This window comes from Marinobacterium sedimentorum (assembly GCF_024267675.1).
GTDB classification, from domain to species: Bacteria; Pseudomonadota; Gammaproteobacteria; order Pseudomonadales; family Balneatricaceae; genus Marinobacterium_A; species Marinobacterium_A sedimentorum.
Genome location: NZ_JALDYX010000004.1, coordinates 195147 through 220672 on the forward strand (window position 1 = coordinate 195147; position 25526 = coordinate 220672).

The 25526-nt window shown below is 55.1% G+C and carries 23 protein-coding genes; 11 read left to right on the forward strand and 12 right to left on the reverse strand.

Annotation, left to right across the window (positions count from 1 at the left end; translation table 11 throughout):
- Positions 1-13: 13 nt before the first annotated feature.
- The gene (gene glaH / locus MRS74_RS06340; protein WP_254579435.1) at positions 14-994 is read right to left on the reverse strand and encodes a glutarate dioxygenase GlaH; all 981 of its coding nucleotides are present in this window, start codon (positions 992-994) and stop codon (positions 14-16) included.
- Positions 995-1171: 177 nt separating this feature from the next.
- Here glaH and csiR point away from each other — a divergent pair, with 177 nt between their 5' ends.
- On the forward strand, positions 1172-1867 hold the full coding sequence (gene csiR / locus MRS74_RS06345) for a DNA-binding transcriptional regulator CsiR (RefSeq protein WP_254579436.1): 696 nt from the start codon (positions 1172-1174) through the stop codon (positions 1865-1867).
- 30 nt (positions 1868-1897) lie between these two features.
- Here csiR and MRS74_RS06350 read toward each other — a convergent pair whose 3' ends face one another.
- Positions 1898-2830, reverse strand: a complete 933-nt coding sequence (locus tag MRS74_RS06350; RefSeq protein WP_254579437.1) for a LysR family transcriptional regulator — start codon at positions 2828-2830, stop codon at positions 1898-1900.
- A 410-nt stretch (positions 2831-3240) separates the two neighbouring features.
- Between MRS74_RS06350 and aptA the strand changes: the two genes are divergently transcribed.
- From aptA to MRS74_RS06370, 4 genes are all read left to right on the forward strand, one after another.
- On the forward strand, positions 3241-4557 hold the full coding sequence (gene aptA / locus MRS74_RS06355; RefSeq protein WP_254579438.1) for an omega-aminotransferase AptA: 1317 nt from the start codon (positions 3241-3243) through the stop codon (positions 4555-4557).
- 210 nt (positions 4558-4767) lie between these two features.
- Complete coding sequence (locus tag MRS74_RS06360; RefSeq protein ID WP_254579439.1) at positions 4768-5751, forward strand: TRAP transporter substrate-binding protein; 984 nt, start codon at positions 4768-4770, stop codon at positions 5749-5751.
- A gap of 129 nt (positions 5752-5880) precedes the next feature.
- Positions 5881-6432: a TRAP transporter small permease subunit gene (locus MRS74_RS06365; protein WP_067296639.1), complete on the forward strand. Its 552-nt coding sequence runs from the start codon at positions 5881-5883 to the stop codon at positions 6430-6432.
- The gene (locus MRS74_RS06370; protein WP_254579440.1) at positions 6422-7738 is read left to right on the forward strand and encodes a TRAP transporter large permease; all 1317 of its coding nucleotides are present in this window, start codon (positions 6422-6424) and stop codon (positions 7736-7738) included. The genes MRS74_RS06365 and MRS74_RS06370 overlap by 11 nt, the downstream gene beginning before the upstream one ends.
- 167 nt (positions 7739-7905) lie before the next feature.
- Here the strand turns inward: MRS74_RS06370 and MRS74_RS06375 are convergent, their stop codons facing one another.
- Positions 7906-8079 carry a beta/alpha barrel domain-containing protein gene (locus MRS74_RS06375; RefSeq protein ID WP_254579441.1) on the reverse strand — a complete coding sequence of 58 codons (174 nt, stop codon included), beginning with the start codon at positions 8077-8079 and terminating at the stop codon, positions 7906-7908.
- A gap of 290 nt (positions 8080-8369) precedes the next feature.
- On the opposite strand from MRS74_RS06375, the gene MRS74_RS06380 reads away from it, so the two are divergent.
- Positions 8370-9578: a beta-ketoacyl synthase N-terminal-like domain-containing protein gene (locus MRS74_RS06380; RefSeq protein ID WP_254579442.1), complete on the forward strand. Its 1209-nt coding sequence runs from the start codon at positions 8370-8372 to the stop codon at positions 9576-9578.
- Positions 9579-10168: 590 nt separating this feature from the next.
- On the opposite strand, the gene MRS74_RS06385 is transcribed toward MRS74_RS06380, so the two are convergent.
- The gene (locus MRS74_RS06385) at positions 10169-11065 is read right to left on the reverse strand and encodes a LysR family transcriptional regulator (protein ID WP_254579443.1); all 897 of its coding nucleotides are present in this window, start codon (positions 11063-11065) and stop codon (positions 10169-10171) included.
- A 251-nt stretch (positions 11066-11316) separates the two neighbouring features.
- Between MRS74_RS06385 and MRS74_RS06390 the strand changes: the two genes are divergently transcribed.
- From MRS74_RS06390 to MRS74_RS06400, 3 genes are all read left to right on the forward strand, one after another.
- Complete coding sequence (locus MRS74_RS06390) at positions 11317-13407, forward strand: hydantoinase/oxoprolinase family protein (RefSeq protein WP_254579444.1); 2091 nt, start codon at positions 11317-11319, stop codon at positions 13405-13407.
- Positions 13408-13423: 16 nt separating this feature from the next.
- The gene (locus MRS74_RS06395; RefSeq protein WP_254579445.1) at positions 13424-15202 is read left to right on the forward strand and encodes a hydantoinase B/oxoprolinase family protein; all 1779 of its coding nucleotides are present in this window, start codon (positions 13424-13426) and stop codon (positions 15200-15202) included.
- A 74-nt stretch (positions 15203-15276) separates the two neighbouring features.
- Complete coding sequence (locus MRS74_RS06400; RefSeq protein ID WP_254579446.1) at positions 15277-16794, forward strand: NCS1 family transporter; 1518 nt, start codon at positions 15277-15279, stop codon at positions 16792-16794.
- Positions 16795-17705: 911 nt separating this feature from the next.
- On the opposite strand, the gene MRS74_RS06405 is transcribed toward MRS74_RS06400, so the two are convergent.
- A complete protein-coding gene (locus tag MRS74_RS06405; RefSeq protein WP_254579447.1) occupies positions 17706-17876 on the reverse strand; it encodes a hypothetical protein in 171 nt (56 codons plus the stop codon).
- Positions 17877-17973: 97 nt separating this feature from the next.
- On the opposite strand from MRS74_RS06405, the gene MRS74_RS06410 reads away from it, so the two are divergent.
- Positions 17974-18111, forward strand: coding sequence for a hypothetical protein (locus MRS74_RS06410; protein ID WP_254579448.1), 138 nt, complete (start codon positions 17974-17976; stop codon positions 18109-18111).
- A 581-nt stretch (positions 18112-18692) separates the two neighbouring features.
- Here MRS74_RS06410 and MRS74_RS06415 read toward each other — a convergent pair.
- The 7 genes from MRS74_RS06415 to MRS74_RS06440 all read right to left on the reverse strand — a co-directional run bounded on the left by MRS74_RS06415 (position 18693) and on the right by MRS74_RS06440 (position 24610).
- The gene (locus MRS74_RS06415) at positions 18693-19985 is read right to left on the reverse strand and encodes a TRAP transporter large permease (protein ID WP_254579449.1); all 1293 of its coding nucleotides are present in this window, start codon (positions 19983-19985) and stop codon (positions 18693-18695) included.
- Positions 19982-20470, reverse strand: coding sequence for a TRAP transporter small permease (locus MRS74_RS06420; protein WP_067296611.1), 489 nt, complete (start codon positions 20468-20470; stop codon positions 19982-19984). The genes MRS74_RS06415 and MRS74_RS06420 overlap by 4 nt, the downstream gene beginning before the upstream one ends.
- 51 nt (positions 20471-20521) lie before the next feature.
- Complete coding sequence (locus tag MRS74_RS06425) at positions 20522-21532, reverse strand: TRAP transporter substrate-binding protein (RefSeq protein WP_254579450.1); 1011 nt, start codon at positions 21530-21532, stop codon at positions 20522-20524.
- A gap of 138 nt (positions 21533-21670) precedes the next feature.
- Positions 21671-22366, reverse strand: coding sequence for an isochorismatase family protein (locus tag MRS74_RS06430; RefSeq protein WP_067296601.1), 696 nt, complete (start codon positions 22364-22366; stop codon positions 21671-21673).
- Positions 22367-22504: 138 nt separating this feature from the next.
- A complete protein-coding gene (locus MRS74_RS06435) occupies positions 22505-22669 on the reverse strand; it encodes a hypothetical protein (protein ID WP_254579451.1) in 165 nt (54 codons plus the stop codon).
- A gap of 118 nt (positions 22670-22787) precedes the next feature.
- Positions 22788-22997 carry a transposase gene (locus MRS74_RS24190; protein WP_368671253.1) on the reverse strand — a complete coding sequence of 70 codons (210 nt, stop codon included), beginning with the start codon at positions 22995-22997 and terminating at the stop codon, positions 22788-22790.
- A 239-nt stretch (positions 22998-23236) separates the two neighbouring features.
- A complete protein-coding gene (locus MRS74_RS06440) occupies positions 23237-24610 on the reverse strand; it encodes a tyrosine-type recombinase/integrase (protein ID WP_254579452.1) in 1374 nt (457 codons plus the stop codon).
- Between the two features lie 654 nt (positions 24611-25264).
- Between MRS74_RS06440 and MRS74_RS06445 the strand changes: the two genes are divergently transcribed.
- Complete coding sequence (locus tag MRS74_RS06445) at positions 25265-25525, forward strand: hypothetical protein (RefSeq protein ID WP_254579453.1); 261 nt, start codon at positions 25265-25267, stop codon at positions 25523-25525.
- The last annotated feature ends 1 nt before the right edge of the window (position 25526 follow it).

A 25526-nucleotide genomic window follows, 5' to 3' on the forward strand; every position in this document is an offset into this window, starting at 1 on the left:
TTCAGACGTTCGCTTACTGGCCCGGGTTGCGCAGGACCTTGGCGTGGGTGAAGTAGCCGCGCTGACGCATCAGTTCACGACGCAGTCCATCGTGCGGCGTAAACTTGTCACGACCGTGCAGCCAGCAATGGTTGTTCATCAGCAGGAAGCTGCCAACCGGTACCGGAATGGACACTTTGTGTGCGCTGCCTTCCAGAGCATCGGACAGATCGGCCAGCCAGGTGCCTTCTGCGAAGTCTTTCGGCTGCACGAACTGATCAATATAGGACATGATCGGCCGACCCAGGTTGTCGACATCGAACACCGGGTGGAAGACGTCCTTGCGGGTATTCTTGCTCGGGGGAGCGGCCCAGCGCATGACCCTGTGTGCCATGGGATCGGTGTTGAAGCGCTCCAGATGTTCCCAGTCGTCGAGGTGAAGCAGCAGGGAGTTTCCGCCGTCCATGTTCTGTTCGTCGATCTTCAGCATCATCACGTAGTCGGTATCCTGCTCAACGTAGGTACCGTCATTGTGCAGTTCCATGACTCGATGCGGCTGGCGAAGGTAGCTATCGGAGTTGTCCACATTTTGCACGACGAAGCGAGCGTAATACTGTCCGCTCATTGCATCGAGGTTGGAGCGTCCGAACAGGTGCGCGACCGCCGTGGTGAGCTTGACCATCTCCTCCGCCTGCTCCACGCGTTCCAGCCCCTGCGGATTAATCAGCAGGGCACCGGTGGCACGGTCGGCCAGGGTCTCAATCAGCAGAGGCTGGAGCTGATTACCGCAGAGGTCGTCCAGAATTTGGCCGGCCCGAAAACGCAGGAAAGACTTGTACTCCAGCGCCTGCACCGGGTATTCGGCCATGGCTTCAACGAATCGACTGATAGTGTCGGCGGAGAAATCCAGCGCCAGCAGGCGCTTGGAGTAGTCACTCGCTTTCAGGGTAAAGCCCTGATAATCAGTCGTTCTCTTCAGATTCGCGGTGTTCTGGATGGCGGCAACGTGAGTCATGGTGGCAACCTCGGTGTGTTGAGTGCTCGGCGTAAACGGAGTTAATGTATTCGTTTTTTAAAAATATCTACATTTTGTAATTTCGTCAACACAATTATTGAATGTAGTCTGTCTGTTGAGCGGATTCAGTGGGTATAATCGGTCTGCTGTGAACCGATACGGACTTTGTGACGAGCGATGACGATGGAAGCTGAACGACAGAATCAGGCGGTGATTGCCTACGGGCTGCTCAAGCGGGATATTACGAGCGGGCAATTCCGGCCGGGCGACAAGCTGCTCATGAGCCACCTGAAAGAGCGCTATCAGATCGGTGCCGGTCCGATGCGTGAGGCGCTGTCGCAACTGGTGGCCGAACGTATGGTCACGGCGGCCAGCCAGCGGGGCTTCCGGGTGGCGAAAATGTCACTGCAGGAACTGAACGACATCTACGATGCGCGCGCCCATCTCGAGGCCATGATCGTGCGCCTGGCCGTCGAGCGCGGCGATGAACACTGGGAAGCCGAGGTGATCGGCAAGGCCCACACGCTGGCCAGTGTTGCAGCACTCCACAGTACCGACGAGATGATGAATCTTTGGGACAAACGACATAAGGAATTTCATACCGCCATCGCCCGGGGCTGCGGTTCGTCGAAACTGCTTGAGTTGCGCGCGACCCTGATGGATCAGGCTGAGCGCTATCGGCAGCTATGGTTACGTCAGACGGTATTTTCCACTGAAGCACTGGTGAACAAGCGCCGGGAACATGCGGCGATCGTAGAGGCGCTGCTCGAGCGTGATGCGCAGCGGGCCGGAACCCTGATGTTGGACCATTTGCTGACGCCGGTGCCAATCATCACGGCGATCGTGCGCGAGGCGAAGCTCGCAGAGGAGTAGCCCTGCGCTGAGTACCCTGATCGAGACTTCTCAACCGGCCGGCTGGCCACTGAACTCCTGGATGATGTCCAGGAAGAGCGCGGTGAGTCTGTTCGGCTTTGCGCGTTTCTTGGTAATGGCCGCGATCCCGAGGGTATAGAAGCGGTCATCACCGCCGAGCCGTTTCAGCTGGCCGCTCTGCACATAGGGCTCGGCATAGGCTTCCGGCAGGAAGGCAATGAACTTGCCGGACAAAATCAGCGCCAGCCGGGTTTCGTAGAAGTAGGCTGTCGCCTTCAGGCTCATGGCGCAAAGCTGCTGACTGGCCTCCTCGTGGAGCTTCAGGCCGGGCTGGATCGCCGTAAAGCCGTCGATCATCTTATCGGTGAGCTCGTCATCGGTCAGCGCTAACAGGGGATGGGCCTGACCACAGTAAAGCCGGCAGGTATCGCTGTACAGGTGGATATAGTTCAGGCCGTCGAGCCTGCGGTGATAGGGAGTCAGACCCACATTGGCTTCATCGTTCAGCACTATGCGTTCGATATCGGCCATCGCGGCGACCTCGCTGTGCAGCGTCATCTCGGGTGCCAGATCGCAGAAGCGGCCGATCATCTCCGGGAATCGGCAGCGCGGGTCCAGGCTGATGCCGTCGCTGACCACGATCCGCAGTTCCCCTGCCGGGTTGTGACTCATCTCATTGGCTACATCGCGGAACTGCTCGAGGGAGTCGAGCAGTGTGCGGGTCATTTCGTAGATCACGCGCCCCTCCGGGGTCAACGCAAAACCGCCGCGCCCGCGGCGGCACAGGCTCAGATTGAGACGCGATTCAAGATTGGAGATATGAATGCTGATCGTCGAGCGATTGATGTTGAGCTCAGTCTCGGCGGCGGAAAAGCCACCGTTGTCGACCACCGCCTTGAATATACGCAGCTGCTTGATTTCAAAGTCGCCGACCTGCCCGAGTGAGTAGTTCTTCTGACTCATGAGTTACTGTCTAAAACTAAACATTAAGAGATCATCATCATCTGTCGTGTCGGGCGCAATGACGGGGTGCATATATATACGCTGCGCAAAATTCATGTTAAGCGACTTCGAATAGCATAACAATGCAATACAGCGATCGACGTGGCCAATACGGCCTTTTCCAGTTGGGAAATACCCCTGCCAGGGCTCGCGCAGCGTTGGCATGAACTGATTGTCGAGCGCGCCGATCAGCTGGTCTGGCTCTAGGGATAGTTGCGGCATCTGACCGGTTTGCGGGCGTTAATGGGGCATTTGTTTGACAGGGTTCAAACTTTAGTTAGCGATACGGTTATTTTTCGCCGGGTCCCGTTGGCATATCGTTCAGGTTATGTCTGTACCCTTTAATACACTGTACCCGGGGTTTTTGTGAAATGAAAAAGTATAAAAGCCTAGATGCTTTTTGGATGCCCTTTACGCCGAACCGGTCTTTTAAAGCGAAGCCGCGCATTATCGAAAAAACCGAGGGCGTTTACTGCTATACCGATGAGGGGCGCCAGATTCTGGATGCGACCGCCGGTTTGTGGTGTGTCAATGCTGGCCATGGCCGCCCCGAAATCGCCGAGGCCATTGGCCGCCAGGCGCTTGAGCTTGATTACACCTCGCCGTTCAGCTTCGGGCATGATATCGGTTTCGAGTTTGCCGAGCGTCTGATTCAGCATACGCCGGGAAACCTGAACAAGGTCTTTTTTGCCAACTCAGGTTCCGAAGCTGTTGAAAGCGCACTGAAAATTGCGCTGGCCTACCAGGTGGCCCGCGGTAAGGCCGGAAAATATAAGCTGATTGGCCGGGAATTGGCGTACCACGGGGTTAACTTCGGCGGTATATCGGTCGGGGGGCTGACGTCTAATCGCAAGGGGTTCGGGCCGTTGCTGCCGGTCGATCATCTGCCACATACGCTGGATTTGACCCGGAATGCCTTCAGCAAGGGGTTGCCGGAGCACGGGCTGGAAAAAGCCGATGCGCTGGAGGAGCTGATCCGATTGCACGATGCCAGCAGTATCGCTGCGGTGATAGTGGAACCGATTAGCGGTGCAGGTGGCGTTATCCTGCCGCCGGCCGGCTACCTGAAACGGCTGCGCGAACTTTGTACCCAGCACGATATCCTGCTGATCTTTGATGAGGTTATCACGGGTTGGGGGCGACTGGGATCCGCCTTTGCAGCCACCGAATTCGATGTGGTGCCCGACATGATCGTCTCGGCCAAGGGCATCACCAACGGTATCGTGCCGCTGGGCGCCGTGTTCGTCGACGATGCCATTCACGACTGCATTATGGAAAGTGCACCCGCTGGCGCCGTCGAGTTCTATCACGGCTACACCTACTCGGGTAACCCGGTTGCCTGTGCAGCGGGGCTTGCCACCCTGGATATCTACGAGCGTGAAGGCCTGCTGACACGAGCCTCCGGCGAGATCGGCCAGTACTGGCAGCAGTCGCTGCATTCGTTGCGGGATATCGAGCAGGTAGTGGATGTACGCAACTACGGCCTGATCGGTGCAGTACAGTTTGCGGAAGGGGCCTTCGGCGACAAGCCGGTCGGCGCGGCCTTCCAGGGCACCTGCTACGACAACGGCGTGATGATTCGGGCGGTGGGCAACAGTATCGCCTTCTCGCCGCCATTAACCATCGAAAAGCCGCATGTCGATCAACTGGTAACCGCGATCCGCACAACGGCTTCGCAGCTGTTTTGAGGGGGGCTGCTGGATGTCCCTCGCCGCAGCGGTAGGTGAATGTTTGATGGCACCTCACCTTTAGGTGTGCAAGACGTGATGTAACGGCCGCAGGGCCTTTGTTAACCTGCCCGCGAACTGATGAGTGAATGGTCGGTTCGCGGCTATTTCAAATAACTAGAAAGGTAATTATGGATGCGCACATTACTAGGTAAAGTGAAGAAGCGATTGATGACGGGATCCGTTGCACTTCTGCTGGGCTGCACCACCCTGGTATCAAGCGCCTCGGCTGCGGAGTACAACTGGCGTTTTGCCAACCTCTATACGCGAGGCACGGCGTTTGGTGAAGTTTATGCGAGCCTGGCACAGGATATTGAAACCATGTCCGGTGGGCGCATGGCCGTCAAAATGATGTATGCCGGAGAGGGTGTGGCGACCACCGGTATTCTGGGGGCGGTTAAATCGGGTCTTATTACTATGGGGGCACCTTTTCAGCCGATGAATGCCGGAGAGATGCCGGTGGGTATTGTTGAAGTGGGTCTGCCAGGCGGTACCGCCGATGTAGGGGAGCTCAGCGTCCTGTTTCATGAGAAGGGCTGGGATAAGGTGCTGAAAAGTGCCTACGGCGAGCAGGGGTTGGTATGGCTGGATCCCTATATTCAGCCGCCAGTCTATCTCTTGACCAAGGAACCGATCAATTCAATTGAAGACTTTAAGGGCTTGAAACTGCGGGCCCCGGGCGCCTATGGTAAATTCGTGCGCAAGCTCGGGGCTGCGCCTGTGTCCCTGACCTGGAGCGAAATCTATACCGCGCTGGCCACAGGGGTTATTGATGGCTCCATCGGCAGCAACCTGATTGATCATCGTGATGGTAACCATGTCGAAGTGGCGAAGTACATGTACCGTCTGCCGTTGGCCGGAGCCCAAGTGCTGCCGGTAGTGGTTAATCAAAGTGCCTGGAATAAATTGCCCGAAGACCTCAAAGCCATAGTGCAGTCTGCCACCGCCAAGCATGCGCAGCTGCAGATGACTAAGTCTCGTCTGTGGGAGTCAGAGGCTATCGCAGACATGGAAGCCAAGGGGATGCAGTGGAGCCCTCTGCCGAGCGCCGATGACCAGTCTGCCTGGGCCAGTGCAGGTGAGTCCCTGTGGGACGAGTACGCTGAGCAGGACAAATACAGCAAGCAGCTTGTAGATATCCTGAAATTGAAGTAATCGCCGACCCTCTAGACAGGGGCGCACTGTGCGTGCTGCGTCAATTATATTCATCGCCGCTACCCGAAGCGGGGGCTGATTGTCGAAGGCACGGGTGTGGCCTCTGCCTATTCTTCTCAGAGCTTGTCCATGATTAAAAACGTTCTCAGAACCTACTGCGCCAGTGTTGAACGCCTAGTGGCCTTTATTGGCCGTTCCACCTCTTATCTGATGCCTTTGCTTGCTCTGATCGTGGCCTTCGAAGTGTTTTCCCGCTATCTACTGAATCAGCCAACTATATGGGCCTATGATTTGTCGTTGTTTTGCTTCGGTTATCTGGCGGCACTTGGCGGCGCCTATGCGCAACAGCGAAAGGCTCATATCAACGTCGATATTCTTTATATGTCGGTTTCCGGCAAGAGTCGCCGTATCTTTAATCTGCTGTCGGCGCTATTGGCGATTTTCTTTATGGTGATAGTCATTATTGTCTGCATCGAAAAGTTTAACGAAGCAATCGAGTTTAAATATCGCCGCATGAGTGAATGGGCGCCGAACATGCACCACTTCTGGCTTATGCTGGTGATCTCGGCGGTGCTGATGATCCTGCAGCTTTTCAGCGACATGATCAGGGATGCTTATCATCTACTGGCGGGAAAAGACCTGCTGCTGAATCCGAAGGAGGTCCGTGAAGATGGGAATTGAGTTGCTTACGGGTGTTTTGCTGCTTTGTATCCTGATTGCGTTTGTGATTGGAACACCGGTTGGTCTGGCGCTGGGCGGTATTGCCATGGCCGTGGGGTATGGCACCTGGGGCGAGGGGATTTTCAATATATTGCCCAGTACCTTTGAATCGACATTGTTCAGTTTTATCCTGCTGGCGATTCCGCTTTATATCTATATGGGCCAGTTGCTTACCCGCTCGGGCATTGGCGACGCGATGTTCAATGCCAGCCAGTTGATCATAGGACGGGTGCGCGGGTCATTGGCAATCAGCGTGGTGGGTGTCTGCTCCATGATTGGCGCAATGGTTGGTATTATCGGTGCTGGTATCATGACCTCCGGCAGTATTGCGCTAAGGCCGATGCTGGAGCGCGGCTATGACCGACGGCTGGCGCTGGGGGTGATTATGGCCGGCGGGGGCCTCGGGATTCTGATTCCTCCCAGTGTGCCTATGATCATGTTTGCAGCCTCCACCCAGAACTCTGTCGGGAGGATGTTCATTGCCGCATTGGTGCCGGCGCTGGTTACGATCTGCCTGTTAGTGGCTTATATCGTTATCAGTTGCAAGCTAAATCCGGCACGCGCTCCGATGGGGACGGGAAAGGAAGCGTCGATGTCACCGCAGGAAAAACTGCGGACGCTGCGGGATGGTCTGTTTTCTCTCCTGCTGATTATGGCGGTGTTGGGCAGTATTGTCAGCGGCATCGCGACACCGACCGAGTCCGGCGCCATTGGGGTCGTCGGGGCCTTGATACTTGCTTTCTTTTTCAAGCGTTTCCGCATGGGCATGTTTCGCATGGCCGGTATCGAGACGGCCATGCTGGTCAGTGTGGCTATGTGGATTATTCTGGGAGCCACGCTGTTCAGCAACTTTCATCTGATGATGGGCGTGCAGGATATGGTGGCCGGCTTCACCAAGGACTTGGGATTACCGCCTTTGGGCGTGGTAATTCTGATGCAGCTGATTATGTTGTTGCTGGGCTTCATTATCGATGAGTTCATCATCGTACTGATGTGCGCGCCGCTCTTTACTCCCATAGTGGTGGATCTTGGTTTTGATCCGATCTGGTTCGGTATTCTGATGATCCTGAATATTGAAATCGCGGTGCAGACGCCGCCCTATGGTTTTGCGTTGTTCTATCTGAAGGGAATTGCGCCCCCCGATGTCAGCATGCTGGATATCTACAAGTCGGTGACGCCCTTCATTCTGCTGAAGCTTATGGTTCTGGTGTTCTGCATGCTCTTTCCGGAGCTGGTCATGTGGCTGCCGAACCTGGTGATGGGGTAGGTAACGAGTATTGATTTTCTGAGATCAAGCGGGCGGTCAAGCTCTGCTGGTCGGGGCGGTAAGACTCTATTTTCGATCAGGTAGGTGCTCAAGATCGCACCCGTTTCTTTATCTTCTTTATTGCTGATCCCACTCGGCGGATACTCAGGCTCGCAGCGGCCTCACGGCTACAGTACGGCCGCGGGGCCACCGCGGTTATAGGCATCCAGCAGGCCTGAGCCGATCACGGCGATATCGCTATGACGGTGCAGTGCCTGTACTTGGGCACAGTTATTGATGCCAAAGTCGGTGGTGAGTGGGAGGGTTTTGGTGGCACGGATTGCGGCCACGTAGTCTTCCAACGACAAATCCGGGGTGCTGCTGCCAACTGTGGTTATGGGAGGCGGCCAGTCAAAAGGACTCGTAGGGAACGCTGGCAGTAAAGGCCGACATACCTCCTATTTCACCACTATAGCCTGGCACTGTTGTGATCATCAGGCCCCTTATCACCGCGGGCTGTAACTACTCTCATTGGTGTTATCAATCGATTCCGCAAAGGCAATTAATCTTCATGTTGCTTTGGCTTAATATCGGGCCGCCTGCTGTCGTATTGACTCGGCAGCTGAACAATTGTGGATGCGGAGACTGTGCTATGCGTCGAGTGGTTGTAACCGGAATGGGAATCGTATCGAGCCTGGGCAACAGTCTGGATGAAGTGTTGGCATCGCTAGTAGGCGGTTGCTCGGGCATCGGGATAAACAGCACTTACCGTGATGCAGGGCTGCGTTGTCATTTGTCCGGTCAGGTGACGGCTAATTCTGAGTCAATTGAGCGCAAGCAGGCACGTTTTATGGGGGATGCAGCTGTCTATGCCTGTTTGGCGATGCGAGACGCCATTGCCGATGCCGGACTGAATGCGGATTTGGTATCACATCCGCGAACAGGGTGTGTGCTGGGATCCGGGGGCGCGTCGAGTAAAGATATTGTCGAGGCTAACCGTCTGCTCGAAAATCAGGGCGCTCGCAAGGTCGGTCCCTATCGGGTACCCCGAACGATGGCGAGCACCGCGTCGGCTTGTGCATCTAGCTATTTTGGCATCAAAGGGCTGAACTACTCTATTGGATCGGCCTGTGCCACCAGTGCGCACTGTATAGGTCATGCCTTCGAACAAATCCAGTTCGGCAAGCAGGAAATTGTTTTTGCCGGCGGCGCGGAAGCCGAGCACTTGAGTCAGAGCTGCATGTTTGATGGGATGGGCGCCTTTTCAACCCGCTTTAACGCCACACCTGAGCGGGCGAGCCGACCCTATGACCGGGATCGCGATGGGTTTGTGATCAGTGGTGGTGGGGGGGTAATGGTGCTTGAGGAAAGGGATCACGCCCTGCGCCGCGGTGCCCATATCTATGCCGAAGTGGTGGGATATGGCACCGCTTCGGATGGCCTGGATATGGTGGCGCCCTCCGGCGAGGGCGCTCTGCGCGCAATGCAAATGGCACTGGATAGCTGGCACGGACCTGTTGATTACCTCAACACCCACGGGACCAGTACCCAGGCCGGTGATCTGGTGGAAATTCGCGCGGCGCTGGCTGCCTTTGGCGGTGAAGTGCCGCCGTATAGCTCGACTAAGGCACTGAGTGGCCATGCGCTGGGAGCGGCCGGTGTGCATGAGGCCATCTACTCATTGCTTATGATGCAACAGGGCCTGATGATCGCGTCCCATAATATCGAACAGCTGGATCCGGAACTGGAAGGCTGTCCGCCGATTCATGAAACCCGTAGTGGCTGCCGGGTCGATACGGTGATGTCTAATAGCTTCGGGTTTGGCGGCGTAAATGCCAGTCTTATTTTTGCTCGACATTGAGCAAGGGTAGACTTCATGGTTGCCATTGCGAGGTTCCTGAAGTGTTCGAATGTCATGGCTGGATTGAAGATAGAAAGAGCCCCTGATTGATATATAAAACGCTGCCTGGCGCGAGTTTTGGCCAGTCTACGGAACTGCTCTGCCAGCTTAAAGGCCGTCTGGTATTCTGCGTGTAACTTGTAAAACCGGCGCAACTCCACCAGTACCGAAAAGGGCGCGGCCCCTCGCGACAGAGCGTCAAGTCTTGACGGTAGGTCGCCTCCATTTCAGGGGATGCCCCTTGATGGCCATCCATCGGGACCGATACCAAGCTGTAACCTCAGCTCCTGCTCGTTTCGCCGTGCGCTTTCCGCTAAGGTCAGAATCAAGTTGAGAACTCGTGTGAGTGGGTCTTTGGATTTTTTGGATGGCGGAACCTTGTCGTGCTGGCTGTACTGATGGGCCAGCTCGCTGCAATGATCTTCCAAATGCGCTCTGAACAGGATCTCGATCGCGGTGGCTGTGCGTTTATGCCGCTGGCGGCGATATTCGAGTAGTGTCGTGGGATCGTAGTCTGTGGATGAGTCAGAGGCATTACTCACCTCTCAATCTTAAAGTGCCTGCTTGAGTAGCTCCTTGAACCGTCGTGCGCTAGGGCTTTCGTAGGCCGTGTTCCAGGCTGCGACAGTTTCGATGATGCTCTGGTCTTCCTCTAGTGGTACCACGACGATATCCCGGCGCGTGAAGTTTTTTACGCACTCCGCATAGAGTGAGATTCCCATATTGGCGGCCACCAGGCCGAAAATACCATTACTGGTGGAAGCCTCCTGAATTATTTGAGGAATAAAACCGGCCTTTTGGCAAATGGTGAATATATGGGCTCGGAAGGCCTGCCAGCCGCCTTCCGAGCCGATAATAAACTTCTCGTCGGCCAGCTCTTTCAGTCGGATTGTTTTGCGCTGGGCCAGTGGATGCTTGACCGGAAGGATTACCACCGTTTTTTCCCGGTCCACCAGCAAGGATTCGATGCAGTCGTCCTCGGACGGCCCTATTAAGAAACCGATATCTATCTGGCAGTCGCGCAGGGCTTCATGCTGGAGATGAGATGGTATATAGCTGAGTTCGACCGCAACCTGTGGGAACTTTTCCTTAAAGGCTTCGAGAATGCGCGGCAGGTTGCCGTTGATCGAGAAGTCATTATAAGCAATTGTAATATGGCCAATGTCCCCTTCGGCAGCGCGTTGCGCAAGATGGACTCCGCGCTCGATATGACTGAATGCCAGCCGACATTCATCCTGAAGCAGCCGGCCAGCCTCTGTTAGTGCTACCTGGCGGGTTGTTCGGGCAAATAACTCGGCCTTCACTTCATTCTCCAAATTCTTTATCAGGCGACTGAGGGCAGGCTGGGTGATAAACAGCGCCTCTGCTGCTTTCTTGAAATGGAGCAGTTCGGCAACGGCCATGAAGGCTTTCAGGTGGCGCAGATCAAATCGAACATTAATGCTCATGGAGTTATCAATTCTTCATTAAAATGAATTAGACGGTATCAATTGCCGAGCATAGACTAGGTTGCAAGTGGTGACAAGTTGAACAGCCACCGGATTCAGGGCCCTGGAACCTTTCGAATAAGTATAAAGATGGAGCAGAGTCTCATGTCTCAAGATCACAAGGGTATGCGCAATCATGCATCCCGAACGACTGTTCGCAAAAGTCGGCAGCAATCTGGCTCAGCAATCGACGTACAGAGGAAGCAAGCACTATGGCACGTATAGGCGTAGATGTAGGCGGGACGAATACGGACTTGATACTGGAAACCACGGAGCGTGACTCGATCGGCCGCGCGATCTTCAAGCACAAGGTGCCAAGTACCCTCGAGGATCAATCAATCGCCGTGATGCGGGGGATATTGGAGCTCTGCAATCAGGCGGGTATCGGCAAGGAAGAGGTGGATCTGATCGTTCACGGCACCACAGTCGCAACCAATATCTCTATCGAGCACAACGGTGCTGAAGTGGGAATGCTGACGACCAAAGGCTTTCGCGACATCCTGCATATCGGACGGCACAAGCGGCCGCATAACTTTTCGCTGCATTTCGATGCTCCCTGGCAAACAGATCCGCTGGTCAGGCGTCGCAATCGCATACCCATCAACGAGCGGGTACTGCCACCGCACGGTGATGTTGAAACGGCTCTGGATGAAGCAGAGGTGCGAGAGGCGGCCCGGTTGCTTAAATCCCGCGGTGTTGAGGCGGTCATCATCGGCTTTCTCTATTCCTTCCTGAATCGGGACCACGAATTGCGAGCCAAGGAGATTGTGCAACAGGAGATGCCGGACGCTTATGTTTGCTGTTCGAGCGAAGTCGTCGATGTCATGCGTGAATACGAACGTTTTTCCACTACCGCAATGAACGCCTATATAGGCCCCCGAACCTCATTCTATCTGACCCATCTTTCCAGCCAATTACGTGAAAATGGCATCGATGCCGAACTGCGCATTATGCAGTCCAATGGCGGTGTCGCAACGGTTGAGAGCTGCTGCGAGCGCCCGGTGAATATCCTGATGTCCGGCCCCGCTGGCGGGGTGATCGGGGGACATTATTTCGCCAGCCTCGATGGTGAGCGCAACCTGATTACCGTGGATATAGGGGGGACGTCGGCCGATATCTCCACTCTGGTTGATGGCAGCATCAAGATCATGAATCCGCGGGACTCCTACGTATCCGGCCATCCGGTGCTGGCGCCGATGATTGATCTGATTACCATTGGGGCGGGTGGTGGCTCGATAGCGTTCGTCGACGAGGCGGGAGGCTTTCAGGTCGGGCCGCGCTCGGCTGGATCAAACCCGGGGCCGGCCTGTTATGGCCGAGGAGGCAGCGAACCGACGGTGACGGACGCCAATATTGTCCTCGGTAGGCTGGACCCTGATCAGATGCTTGGCGGCGATCTCAAGGTAGACCGGGCGCTGTCGGAACAGGCCATTCGCGAGAAGATTGCCGAACCTTTAGGGCTGTCGCTAGAGGAAGCGGCGCTGGGTATCCTCAAGATCGTTAATAACAACATGGCCCTGGCCATTCGCTCCAGCTCTGTTGCACGGGGGGTTGATCCACGCGATTTCGTGCTGATGCCCTTTGGCGGGGCAGGGCCGGTGCATGGTCCGGCACTGGCCGAGGAAGTGAACGCGAAGGCGGTACTGGTGCCGCCTGCCCCTGGTATTACAGCTGCCGCTGGTCTCCTTACGACTGATATTCAGTACGAGAATACCCGGTCTCTGATGTGTGACCTTAATACCATTAGCGATCAGCAGCTTGAGCGTTTACAGCTGAGTATGGATAGCCTGGAGAGCGAGGTTCGTGAGCAACTGCGCAATGACGATGTATCGGAAGAGATGATGCGCATCAGTCGGATCGCCGAGTGTCGCTACTATGGCCAGGGCTTCGAGTTGCGGGCCGAGTTCCCCGCGGGAGCTATCGATCGCATTGCGGTAAATCAGGTTATTGAAACCTTTCATCGGCAGCATGAGCAGGACTACGGCTACTGCTTTGAGGGGGCGGTTGTTGAGCTTGTGACATTGCGCCTGATCGGAAATTCTGAGTCGCAAAAGCTCGAATGGCCACCGCTGGCTGCTGCTCAGCCCGGTGATACTGTCGATGCGTTTCTCTACGAGCGCGAAACAATATTCGACGATGGTAGCGCACGCATAACACCCCGCTACGACCGCTCGCGATTGCGGGCAGGGCAATTTATCGAGGGGCCAGCCATGCTGATGCAGCATGACTCCACGTCGCTGGTGCCACCGGGCTGGGTCGCCAAAGTGACGCCCTATGGCAATGTCATCATCTCCCAACATTAAATGCGAGGACGAGGCCATGAACACTATTAAAGTTGACCCGATCACCCTGCAGGTGATCAGCGGGGCGCTCGATACCATCGCCGAAGAGATGGGGCATGTGCTGTACCGCATGTCGTTCTCGTCGATCATACGTGAATCCCAGGACCTGGGGGCCGGGCTGTTTGACCTGAATTACCAGACGATCTGTGAATCAGAATCGACGCCAATGCATATCGGTTCAATCCCGGCCTACCTGCGGGGTATTGAACAGACCCTGCAGGGTGGCGAATGGCATGAAGGTGATGTTGTGGTGCACAACCACCCTTACTACGGCTCAAGCCACAGCCCGGATCTGGCCGTGATCATTCCAATTTTCCACGAAGGTGAACTGATCGCTTTTGCGGGCAATACCGCCCACCATATCGATATCGGTGCGGCTACACCGGGGCTGATCATTGATGTCGCCGATGTCTATGCCGAAGGCATGCTGCTGGCTGGCATCAAACTGTACGAAAAGGGCAAGCGTAATGAGGGTCTTGCGCAAATGATCACCCATAACAGCCGTGCCTCGACGCAGCTGATACGGGATATCGAGGCCCAGGTCGCCTCTGCGCAGTTAGGTGTAAAACGATTCAAGGAGCTGCTGACGCGTTATGGCAAAGACACCGCCTTCGCGGCGATCGAGCAGTTAATCGACTATTCCGAAACCATGCTACGGCAGCGTATTGCAGCGATTCCGGACGGTGATTATCGCGCAGAGGGGTTCCTCGATGATGATGGCCGCAATCGTGAAACCCGATTGCCGGTGGTTGTCACGGTAACGGTGGCGGGGGATTCAGTCACGGTCGACCTGACCGGCTCCGCCGACCAGACGCCAACTGCTTACAACGTACCCTTTGAAGGCTCCTGTAAGGTGGCGGCTTACGCAGCCTTTCGTATGCTTTTGCTCGATAGCTACACACTGGAAACGCCGGTGCCGTCGAATGAGGGATCGTTCCGGCCCATCAAGGTGGTAGCGCCCAAGGGGTCCATCTTTAATCCGATATTCCCGGCAGCGGCTGAGGCACGCTTTACCCAGTGCAATCGTATGATCGACCTGATCATCCGTGCCCTGGCACCGGTGCTGCCGGAGCGTGTGATTGCAGGTAGCTCGGCGTCAATCTCTTTTGCGTCCTATTCGGGCCTGAAGGAGGACGGCGACTACTGGGTGTTTCTTGAGGTCAATGAAGGCGCCTATGGCGGGCGGCCACGTTCGGATGGCCCGGACTGCATTGACAACCTGATGGCAAATACGCGCAACAACCCGATTGAAGACCTGGGCATGCATCTGCCGATGATCTGCGATCGTTACGAACTGCGTGACGATGTCATGCCGGGAGCAGGCAAGCACCGCGGTGGTATAGGGGTGGTTAAGGCGCAACGCGTTTTAACGCCAGGTTTTATTACCCATGAGAGTGAACGCCATTACGATGTGCCCTGGGGCATCTTCGGTGGCACTGATGGCGCGGTGGGCAGAACCGAGATCTACAACGCGGCCAACCCCGATGAGCGTACTCTGATGCCGTCCAAGTTTTCCGGTTACGCCACTCAGGCCGGCGATGTGATGGCCTACTATTCGCCCTGCGGCGGCGGCTACGGTGACCCGCTGGAGCGCACGCCAGAGCAGGTTCGCGAGGACGTTCTAGATGACTTCTGCAGTCTAGAGCATGCCCGTGACATCTATGGTGTGGTGCTCAGCGAAGCGGTAGTGATAGATGCGGATGCAACCCAGCGCCGTCGTTCAGAAATGCGACAACGCCAGGCTATCTCGGCCTAACGCAGGCTTCAATCCGGGAGCGGACGCCGTCCGCTCCCACCCGTTCGATTACTACATCAATGGGGTACCCTATTATGACTTCCGATACATCATCGGCTGTGGCTGGCGCTCGTCTCGAGTCCGCCGCAGTCAATCATCTGCTCGAAGAATCCATTTTGCCGGTCAGCATACAGCAGCGCCCCATCGGCGCGCTGGGGTTTGTCTGGATATGGATTGGTATCGCGGTGATTATCGCGACCTTTCAGCTTGGCGCCAACGGTGTCGCCGGCCTACCGCTACCACAGGTGGTCGGCATTATCCTGGTTGCCAACCTGGTGCTGGCGTTACTGATGACGCTAACCGCCGATATTGGCACTGAACACGGCCTGTCGTTTTCGGTTTACCTGCGTGCTCCCTTCGGCATCTACGGTACACATCTGCCGTCGATATTCCGTGGCCTGATCGCAGCGATCTGGTTTGGTATCCAGACGTACCTTGGCGCGCTGGCGCTTAACGGCATTGTCGAATACCTGAGTGGATTCTCCAGCTGGCCTCTATGGTATCTCGTGTTTGCGCTGGTGCAGATTGGGAATACCGCGCTGGGTATCAAGGCCGTTGAAGTGCTGGCATCCATTGCAGCACCGGCCATCATGGCGATCTCTGTGTGGATGTATTTCACCCTGGATGTACTGGCCAACACCCAGGGCATCAATATCTGGACCTTCGTCGGCGAGCAAGAGATCGCGCCGCTGACGCTGTTCCTAGCCAATGTGGCCTTCTGGTCGACCCTGGCTATCGATATTCCGAATATTACCCGCTATGTGAAAACCGAATCGGGGGCGCGGGGTTTTGTTCGGCGTAACAAAAACATCTTTGTGGCCCAGCTGATTGCACTGCCGCTGACTCAGACCTGGATCGCGGTGATTGGCGCCGCATCCTTTATCGCCGCTGGTGACTGGAATCCGATCAATGTGATCCAGGGACAGAGTGAGGGACTGAGTCTAATAGTGCTGCTGGCGTTGGTACTACTGGCACAGTGGTCAACCAACAACGCGGCCAACCTGATTCCGGCGGCCTTGACCTTTGTCAATGCCGGTGCACCCTACATAAAGTACCCGGTGGCGGTGCTGCTTACCGGAATTATTGGCACTCTGGCAATGCCCTGGGTCATTCTCGATAATCTCTTTGCTTTCCTGTTTTCCTATGGAGCCTTTCTATCGGCCATCGGCGGCATAATGATCGCAGACTACTATCTGATCCGTCGTCGCCGTCTCAATGTGCCGGAACTCTATCGGGCCGAGGGTCAGTACCGCTACAGCAGTGGTTTCAACCTGGCGGGCATTCTTGCCTGGGCCCTTGCTGGCGGGCTGGCCTTTTTCTCTGGAAGCTGGGCGTTTGTCGTTGGTTTTGCCGCCGGCCTGGTGTTCTATTACTTGCTGATGAAATTCTGGGTACTAAAACAGCATCCTCAGGCCGAAGTTCGCGCAGTTGACGGCGACCATTATCTGGCGACCAGCGTTGGCGTTAACTGGGTGCATGATCCGGCCTCTGGTGGCTTTCGGCGGATTAAGACCGAGCAGCTGGCGCTGAATGGCAACGAGGAGGTTTCATAAGCCGACCAGAATCCTGATCTAGGGATGGTGCAAATACCGGCCGGTCCCATTTACTGTGTCCTTTTTATGCCTCGACTCGTTCGGGGCCTTTTTTTGCGTGGGGGAAGGTGTCGAATTATCGATCCGGTCAGTTTTTTGATGGCGGCCCAGAGGGCCTTTCACCCGTTGGGGAGCCGGAGTGACCTCGTGATGATGAGTTGCTGAAGGGCGGTGAGCGCCTGAGCGAAGAAGGTCGCTGCGTGAGTGAGCTTAAAATGGAGTTGCTTGACACCAGTTGGTTCCTGTCGGTGACCGAGAAACTGATCTGTCGGCGTTCTACCAGGGCCCACATCGGCGCGTGGGCGGGCTTTAGAAAGGCGCTGCGGCAAGGCCTAGAACGATGCCACGATGTCGTTAACTCTATATCGGCGATAAGGTTTTTTTGGACTGTTTTATGGGTAATGAAGTGGCGTTAACCGACTAGCGTTGGCGCTCGGTTGAGCGAAGGCATTAGATGAATTCCTCGAGGAAAGAAGGTTTATTTCTTCGGATCGATGCCTATTCGTAGACCGAATCAAGCCGATGGTTGTGACGTTTTTGGCCGTCGGACAGTGGGCGTGCGCCCCATTGCGTTGTATTTTAGGGCGATTGCCGCGAAGCCTAGCAGTCATGGCCGCGATCGGAGTAGACATTCGGGCTGGTGTTATAGGGGGCAATTACCTGGTCGCAGCGGCGGTTGTCATGCACGGAAGCGGTGCCGGTCTCACTTGAGCGAATCACCTTATAACGTGCATTAGTTCAGGCTTTATCTGACACCTTGTAGCCGAAATGGCGCTTGCCATGCTTTTGGTCCAGGTGGCATCCAGGTCTTTCTGACTGCGCTGGGCCTGCTTCCAGTCGACGGGCGTGGCCTGCTGCTTGATGATGTCTTTTCATGACTGCGAATACGCTGCTTGGGCAGGGGCAAGCGTCGCATCGATGATCTGACCGCCGCTCGCAATATAGCTCCTGCGCATCAGTTGGTTCGCTACACCATCAAACAAAGCTTTGGTGCCTGCATCATCAATCTTCGCGTCAGACAGGTTGTATCGCAGTTTGAACACCAGAACACGCACCACCGTGTTCGTCGTCTAGAAGGGAGGCCGGCCACTCTGCAGGGCGCAACTTGACCAACGATTGCCGCCAGGGGAAAAAGTCGATGTGCAGATTGATCTCCACCAGCGGATCAACCAGGCGATCGATCTTCTCCCGGTGCTGGTCGACGGCAAACAAATCGGTTTTGAGGGCACTGTGTGGTTTTTCATCGGTGTCAGTCCATCGCTGTATCAGACGCAATGAATTTAACCCAAGGGTACTACGGGCCTGCGAGGTTTTTCGAGGTGCCTTTTAGTCAGCATGGTTCACGTTACTCGGTCTCGGGCAACAGTTTCAGGGCTCTTGAGAAAAAAGTTGAAAGGGTATCCGCTGCAAGGGACGCTCCGAGCGTTCTCCACGCTGTAATTTGAAGTCACTCAGTACATACACTCTTCCGAATTTTTGTTTCGCTGATACCTGAGTTCGCATATTGGAACGCTACGGTTTTCGGAAGAGTTATATGCAAGGTGCCACTTCGAGGGGGCGCTGATAAGGCGTGGCGACACATTGTGGCACAGCATATTAGAGGGTGAATGGAGCACCTCGACCGCCTGCACGAAGAGGACTTCCTACTTCTGGGGCGAGGTTACTCCAGTCACTGGTTGGTGGTATAGCTATTCCACTATCGCAGGATGTGTTGTCGTTGGTCGCACGATGAATCTTCAATCACCGAGAAGGTTTGTCCAAGCCACGCAATACCCAGCCAAAACCATAGAAGTTTATGGTTCGGCAGCAAGGCTGAGGCGCTATGGCTTAACTGGGGTTGCGCTAAGGGCAGGTTCCTCTCAATTCAAAACCATATCAGGCAACCACAACACTATTACCGGAAACAGCGTCAGTAAACCCACTGCCCCAAGTAATATAAGCCAGTAGGGCACCGAGGCTTTGGCGGCTTCGGCGATATTGACCTCGTTGTTGGTGATCGAGGTAAGCACGAACAGATTCAACCCTACCGGTGGAGTAATCATGCCGACCTCCATCAGCAGGGTGACGATAACGCCGAACCAGACTGGGTCGAAGCCAAGGCTGGTTACCATCGGGAAGGTGATCGGTAGTGTCATTAGTAGCAGCGAGATACCATCGAAGAAGCAGCCCAGCACCAGATAAATCAGTACGACCATCACCAATACGCCGTAGCGATCAAAACCAAGTGTCGAGATCATGTCGACGGCTGTTCGGGGGAGGCCAAGCAGGCTTACTGCCTGGGCCAGGATTACAGTGCCAACCAGGATTAGGGCGATGGAGCTGAACATCATGGCGGCGCGCTGGAAGGCAAGCCAGAGCTTGGGCAAGGTCAAGTCGCCCCATGTCAAACCTAGGCCGATCGAGGCGGCTACGCCCAAGGCAGCTGCTTCCGTGGGGGTCGCGATGCCCATATAGATGGTGCCAAGCACGAAAAAAATCAGGATCGGTAGGGGCCAGACTTGCAGCAGGCCGCGTCCGGCATCCAGCCAGCTGAAGGTATCTTGTTCCAGCGGCGTGACCCTGCTGCCGATACGCGAGCGTAGTAGGATCCAGCAAAAGAATCCCAGAGCAATCATTACGCCGGGTACGAGTCCTGCGAGGAACAGTTTGCCGATCGATACATCCTGAGTCGCACCATAGATTAGCAGTGAAAGGCTTGGCGGAATCAACAGGCCGAGAGTTCCGCCGGCGGCCAAGGTGCCGACCACCATGGCAGGGTCATAACCGCGTCGGCTCAGCTCCGGGTAGCCGACTGAGCCGATTGCAGCGGCCGTGGATGTGCTTGAGCCGCTGACGGCCCCAAACAGAGTGCAGACGGCGATGTTGGTATGCAGTAGCTGGCCCGGCACGCAGCGAAACAGTGGTGCAAGCCCGTTGTAAACCCGCGTCGACACGCCGCTGGCCAGCAAAATATCACCGAGAAAGATAAACAGCGGTACGGCGCTAAGGGTAAATTCGGTCAGAAGGTTCCAGGCCGCATTGACTGCCAACGAGCTGGCGCCGCCTGCCTGGAAATGTAACAGTATAAAGCCGGTCAACCCCAGTGCGGCACCCAGCAGGGCGCCAGTGCCTAGCAAGATGATCAGGCTGGAACCCAGAATAATCCAGCTCATAGGGGTGTCTCCCTAGTACTTTGGTTAAAGGTGTTTTTAAGTTGAATCAGGATGGTTAGCACCATCGAAAATGGCATGATCGCCATCCAGGGCCAGAGCAGCAGACCACTGATATCAGAGCGAGCGCTGATCTGGTGGGAAAATGTCATGAATTGCCAGGACTCCCAGGCAAGGATCAGTGCGAAAGCAATAAAGATCAGAGCAGCCAGCCATTGCACATAGAGTTGCGCTGTGTGGGACAGCATGCCGGTAAACAGGTCCAGTCCTATATGCCGGTTCTGATTCAGCACATGAGGGATGGTGGTAAAGGCCAGGGTGACAAACATCAGCCCAGCCAGTTCGTCGGAGAATCCAATCGGGTGGCCAATCAGGTAACGCAGTAGGGTGCTGGTGAAGATCAGCACCGTCATCAGGATGCCTGCCAGCACGCCAAGGATGAACAGCATCCGGGCCAGGCGGTCGATCAGCGTCGTAAGCATGGACATAAGCTGTACCTGGAAACGGCCGGGCCAAGGCCCGGCGCAATGGGGTTCGGATCAGTGGTGGGTTATGCCGGATACGGTACGGTAGTAACCGAGGCCTTCGGGGCCGGCACGTTCGGCCATTTCTTCCCATGCACGGTTGGCGGCGCTAACAAAGATTTTTACGTCATTTGTGCTGAAGGCCGGCAGCATGGTGATACCTAATGCTTCACGCTCAGACCGAGCCAGGCGTTCACGCTCCGGATCTACGGCCAAGTCGCGGGTTTCAGCCCAGACCTCTTCGCCAGCCAACTGCAGAATAGTGCGATGCTCCGGGCTCAGGCGTTGCCAAGTTTTGTCACTAACACCGAAGATCCAGGGCGAGGCTGCCCAGGGATGCAGGTAGGCCTCATACTTTGTGACTTCCTGTAGCGAGACGGTTTTAGCAACAGTAGAAAGGTAGTAGGCGCAGTCGACGACGCCGGTCTGCAGCGCTAGGTACATATCGCTTTGCGGAATCACCTGGGCGCTGATACCGAGATGCTTGAAGGTATCGACTAGATGGCTGGACCATACGCGGACTTTTTTGTCCTGCAGTTGTGCAAGGGAGTTGACTGGATCCTTGCAATGCAAGCCTACATCGAAAACTGGTGCAACAACGCCACCCACGCTGTGGATGCCCCATTTTGCGTAGGCCTCGCTATAGAGGTCGCGCAGGGTAGGCAGTACCTCAAGATGTTGGCTACCTTCAGTGATGGCGCCTTGGGCGTAGATCGCCGGCAGTGCAGGCGCATCGCGGTTGTAGTATTCGCCGTAGAGGAAGGCCATGTCGACTAGTCCTGCCTTCATGATCCGCATCATATCGGTTTCCTTGAGGCCGAGGGATCCTGAATGGTAAACCTCGATTTTCAGCTTGCCGCCGGACTTTTCATCCACTAGTCGAGCGAAGTGTTCGACTTGCTGTGCCTCGGGGCGTGTTTGAGCGATGCTGCTATGCAGCTTGAGTCGAGTAGCCTCATTGGCATGGGCTATTGGCATCAGGGCCAGTAGCGAGGCCAGTAGCAGTGTTCGGATAACTGTGCTCATTACCGTTCCTTCTTCTTGTTGTGGGTAGGCGGTATAGGTTATTGGCTGTACTTGAAAAAGGGGCCCTCGCTGCGGTTGTCGGCGTTGGGTGTCGACTGCCACGATTGTGCAATGCGCGGGGCCCCGATGCAGTCAGTCTCAGCCTTTCGCTGCACCAACGGTATTCAGGTAATCAACACACTTGTCGACCGGCTCCACATCGGCGAATTTAGCGTCGATATCGAACAGATTCCAGGCCACAGCCCCAGGCACGCGGTCACCGATACATTCTTTCACTGCGATGGTGCGAAAGCCTTCAGCCAGACCGTCGCAGAGGGTAGTGCGAACACAGGCTGACGCAGTAACACCGGTTACCAGAATGGTGTCCACGCCGGCTGCGCGCAGGAAGCCTGCCAGGTAGGTGCCGTGGAAGGAGCTGGCGCGTTTCTTGATTAGTACTTGTTCGCCCTCGATCGGCGCAATACGCGAATCGATTGCCCAAAGGTCTTCATTACTTTGATCCACCACGTCAACCGGGATCTTGTTGTGCCACAAGCCCATATCGGTATTGGGGTTTTCACGGTCGGTGACTTGATAGCAGGTGGTGACATGGATAACCGGGAAACCGTGGGCACGGCAGGCTTCAAGCAGACGCTGCACGCCAGGAATGATTTCGTCGTCAATTTTATCGCAGGTGAAGGGGTTGCCTGGACGTGTCCAGGCGTTGGCGAGGTCGACGTTGATCAGCGCGGGTTTCTTACCGAAACCGACGCGACGCTGAAAGCCGCGATCCTGATAAAGCTTGGTGGATTCCTCAAACGCCTGTTCAAGCATTTCCATCAGTTGTTGAGACATGTCTTTTGCTCTCGTGTGATTTACTGGATAAGTGAGTGCCGGGACTGGGATCGCCCTTTGCTCCGGTAAAGACACTTTAGGGTGATTGATTGATGTCGTCTAATTCATTGTTGTAAGTGATTATTATCATTTTTGGTATTAAAGTATTTGGGGTGCCGTGAGAGACCAGATGCAGAAACGTAAGTGAACGGTGATCACACCGGCAGCGCCCATGCGCCGCCACGGCAGGCCTTGCACAAGCGCAAGAAGTTTTGGGTTCAGCTCCAGACGCTCGCCGCGCCAGGTCTCATCAATACGGATCATCGCAGCGGTTCTTGTAACCAGAGCTGGCAGCGATCGGCTTGCGCTACGGGCCAGCTTACGGCCACGCTGCCACCCGCGCGCGGGATCTCGATGCGAATGCTGTCGTCAGAGCTCGGTATCATTTTTTTATCTGGGGGGGGCCGACAACGCGAGCGGTATATAAGGAAGGTGTTGAGGACTGTGGTGATTGCGCGGTGCGAATCCATTTATGGACCAAGTTGGTATTGAGCCCATGATCAAGCGCGGCCCCGGCGACTGAGGTACCCGGCTGCTGGCAGGTTGTCACAATTCTGGATTTGAGCTCGGCGGTATAATGACGATGCTTCAGATAAGCTTCATAAAGTCATCATAGGTTTCCACTTGAAGATGGGTGGACACTATCGGATAGCTACCGTATCTGGCTCAAGATGGGTTCACCGCAATTAGTCGTAGGTCGGAAGGGCCTATCGGGCGTGAACCGAACTACAGGTAGGGCTCAATATGACGGAATTGACCTTCACTCACCGATGAATTGGCCCTGGTTTCGTTGTCGCCTTAGGGACGCTGCGCAGTTGAGAAAATCATCGGTTATTCGAGATGCACTTGTCTGTCGAAGCAGGTTGGGATTGCATGGGAGGCATCATTCTCTGTAAGAAGTTGTAAACGCTGCCCTAGTATTTGCCAAGCTTCTTGCATCTCTTTGGCATAGTTGTGCCGTTGGTATGTGCGCTTTACTTTGTTTTCTTCGGTATGGTTCAAGCAACGCTCTGCAACCTCCGGTAGCACCCCTGAGGCAACCATGATGGTCGCTCCGGTGCGGCGGAGGTCATGTGGGGTCCATTTGCCACCAGGCATTAGCAAAGCCTGTCCATTCTGGCTTCGCCCACTCATGGGTCCTTTCTCCAGTGGGCGTTGTCGATCAGTCAGCTGTTTGGTGATTGTCTTTGAGCATACTGACGTTGAGCCGCTGCGGTTAGGGTAGCACCAGCGGCCTGCACCCGTAAGATTATGAAGCTGCTCAAAATGTCGCATTGCAAATGAAGAAAGGTAGACGGTGTGGGGTTTCCCGTTTTTGCTATTTTCTGCGGGGATTAGCCATTCCTGTTTTCTGAGGTCAATATTTCGCCACTCAGCAGCTAACAGCTCTCCGATGCGACAGCAGGTGGAAAAGCAAATCCATACAGCAGTTTCCGTGGTTATTAGCAGCCCGGCGTTCGGAATACCTTCCTTTAACTGGCGGATTTCATCATCCGACAAAATACGATCTCGTTCTATGCTTGGTCCACCGATGCTGGTCTTGCTGATAGCTGCTGTTGGATCGGCGTCGAGAATTTCACGTACAACTGCAAATCGGAACATCTGCCGGAGTGAGCTGAGTGTAACTTTCGCCATACGAGGCACGCCTCGTGCCAAGAGGGTGTCGGTAATGTTGGTGATATCGCGGCGGCGAATATCTTCGACTGCGATCGAACCGATTAGCGGGAATACCTCTTTGGTGAAGAGGCGGCGCATCTCTGCGCCCTTGTCCTTGCGGCGTACCAAGTCTACTTTTGCCCAATGCTCGAACAGCTCTGTTACTGTTCTTCGGCTGCGGTGCGTCTGACTCTCTTGTTCTAAGCGCACAAGCTCGATATCCCGCTCAGCCTGTCGCTGGCGCTCCTCTGTTTGGAGCTGCTCACGGATATTAGAGAGGCCGCTCTGGTGAAGTGCCGCCAACTCTTTGGCCTTCAATCTGGCTTGAGTCAGGGTGAGGTAACCTGGCTGGACTTCCCGGCTATAACTTCCGATGGGGAGCCGATCCCGACGGCCTTCATTATTGGTGTAACGGAAATAAAAGGAGCGCTGGCCGCTTGGTGTGATGCGGGCTACCAATACACCATGACCTCGAATAACGGTTTCATTCAGCCAGCGATCCTTGCTGTCTGGTTTAGCATTAATCTGTCGATCCGTAATCGTTGCCATACTAAGTCGCTTCTCGTGCCCGTTCTGTGACCGTTTGAGAATAGCTTTGGTGGGACGCCATGGGAAGGCTAGGGACAAGAAGATGATTAATTTATGTCTAAGTTATTGATATATAACAACGTAGTGGACGGGGTGGGATCGGTGTGGATGTTGACTTTCTTTTATGGGGTGCAAGGGGTAGAAGGTTCAAATCCTTTCGTCCCGACCATTATTCAAAAGACAAAGGCCGGTTTGCGAAAGCAACCGGCCTTTGTTGCATCTGGAGTCTGGCGTTTCTGGTTGCCAATTGGATTTTGCTTAACGCCTTGGTTGTCCTGGCTGCATACCGCTCGATCAAGATTCCAGGGATACTTCGCAATTCCTCGATCACCGCATTATCGTAATTCTGTTCTCTTGTTCCATTTCTGTTTATGACTGTAGTACAGGTGTACTGCTTGCCTATATAGCCTCCACTCTGGATACCTAGGCCGCTTTGAGTGCATTTAGTCCTACTACAGCGATAGCCAGCGAGCCCCATTGGGTTTGTGCTGAATCAGGCCATCAAGCAAAGTATCAGCTAGCTGTAACAAGCCAGATAGTTTAACTACTGGGCCTGGATACGATACCTACGGTAGGTACAATGATGCTTAACCGTCCGATCACAGGAAAATTGAAATGACACAGGATACATCGTCGAAGTCATGGGCCGTCCCTGGTAGTGTTGGCTGGCATAACAGCCAGGCAACAAGTTACTGGGACCGTATGCTGTCTATCGAAGAGGTTGCCTGTGTCCTGGGCGTCAGAATCACTGACTTGAAACATGCGGTGCAGCATAACCTGCCGCTGAAGGGGAAGAATCCGCCGGCCCTGAATCGTGTGACGAACGGGAAAATGTACTTTGAAGGACATGCGGTTAAAGCGTATATCGATAGCTGAA

Bases quoted from the DNA above. Each gene is read 5' to 3' on its own strand.
- glaH (WP_254579435.1), bottom strand. From the start codon at position 994: ATGACTCACGTTGCCGCCATCCAGAACACCGCGAATCTGAAGAGAACG.
- csiR (WP_254579436.1), top strand. From the start codon at position 1,172: ATGACGATGGAAGCTGAACGACAGAATCAGGCGGTGATTGCCTACGGG.
- MRS74_RS06350 (WP_254579437.1), bottom strand. From the start codon at position 2,830: ATGAGTCAGAAGAACTACTCACTCGGGCAGGTCGGCGACTTTGAAATC.
- aptA (WP_254579438.1), top strand. From the start codon at position 3,241: ATGAAAAAGTATAAAAGCCTAGATGCTTTTTGGATGCCCTTTACGCCG.
- MRS74_RS06360 (WP_254579439.1), top strand. From the start codon at position 4,768: ATGACGGGATCCGTTGCACTTCTGCTGGGCTGCACCACCCTGGTATCA.
- MRS74_RS06365 (WP_067296639.1), top strand. From the start codon at position 5,881: ATGATTAAAAACGTTCTCAGAACCTACTGCGCCAGTGTTGAACGCCTA.
- MRS74_RS06370 (WP_254579440.1), top strand. From the start codon at position 6,422: ATGGGAATTGAGTTGCTTACGGGTGTTTTGCTGCTTTGTATCCTGATT.
- MRS74_RS06380 (WP_254579442.1), top strand. From the start codon at position 8,370: ATGCGTCGAGTGGTTGTAACCGGAATGGGAATCGTATCGAGCCTGGGC.
- MRS74_RS06385 (WP_254579443.1), bottom strand. From the start codon at position 11,065: ATGAGCATTAATGTTCGATTTGATCTGCGCCACCTGAAAGCCTTCATG.
- MRS74_RS06390 (WP_254579444.1), top strand. From the start codon at position 11,317: ATGGCACGTATAGGCGTAGATGTAGGCGGGACGAATACGGACTTGATA.
- MRS74_RS06395 (WP_254579445.1), top strand. From the start codon at position 13,424: ATGAACACTATTAAAGTTGACCCGATCACCCTGCAGGTGATCAGCGGG.
- MRS74_RS06400 (WP_254579446.1), top strand. From the start codon at position 15,277: ATGACTTCCGATACATCATCGGCTGTGGCTGGCGCTCGTCTCGAGTCC.
- MRS74_RS06415 (WP_254579449.1), bottom strand. From the start codon at position 19,985: ATGAGCTGGATTATTCTGGGTTCCAGCCTGATCATCTTGCTAGGCACT.
- MRS74_RS06420 (WP_067296611.1), bottom strand. From the start codon at position 20,470: ATGTCCATGCTTACGACGCTGATCGACCGCCTGGCCCGGATGCTGTTC.
- MRS74_RS06425 (WP_254579450.1), bottom strand. From the start codon at position 21,532: ATGAGCACAGTTATCCGAACACTGCTACTGGCCTCGCTACTGGCCCTG.
- MRS74_RS06430 (WP_067296601.1), bottom strand. From the start codon at position 22,366: ATGTCTCAACAACTGATGGAAATGCTTGAACAGGCGTTTGAGGAATCC.
- MRS74_RS06435 (WP_254579451.1), bottom strand. From the start codon at position 22,669: ATGATCCGTATTGATGAGACCTGGCGCGGCGAGCGTCTGGAGCTGAAC.
- MRS74_RS06440 (WP_254579452.1), bottom strand. From the start codon at position 24,610: ATGGCAACGATTACGGATCGACAGATTAATGCTAAACCAGACAGCAAG.
- MRS74_RS06445 (WP_254579453.1), top strand. From the start codon at position 25,265: ATGACACAGGATACATCGTCGAAGTCATGGGCCGTCCCTGGTAGTGTT.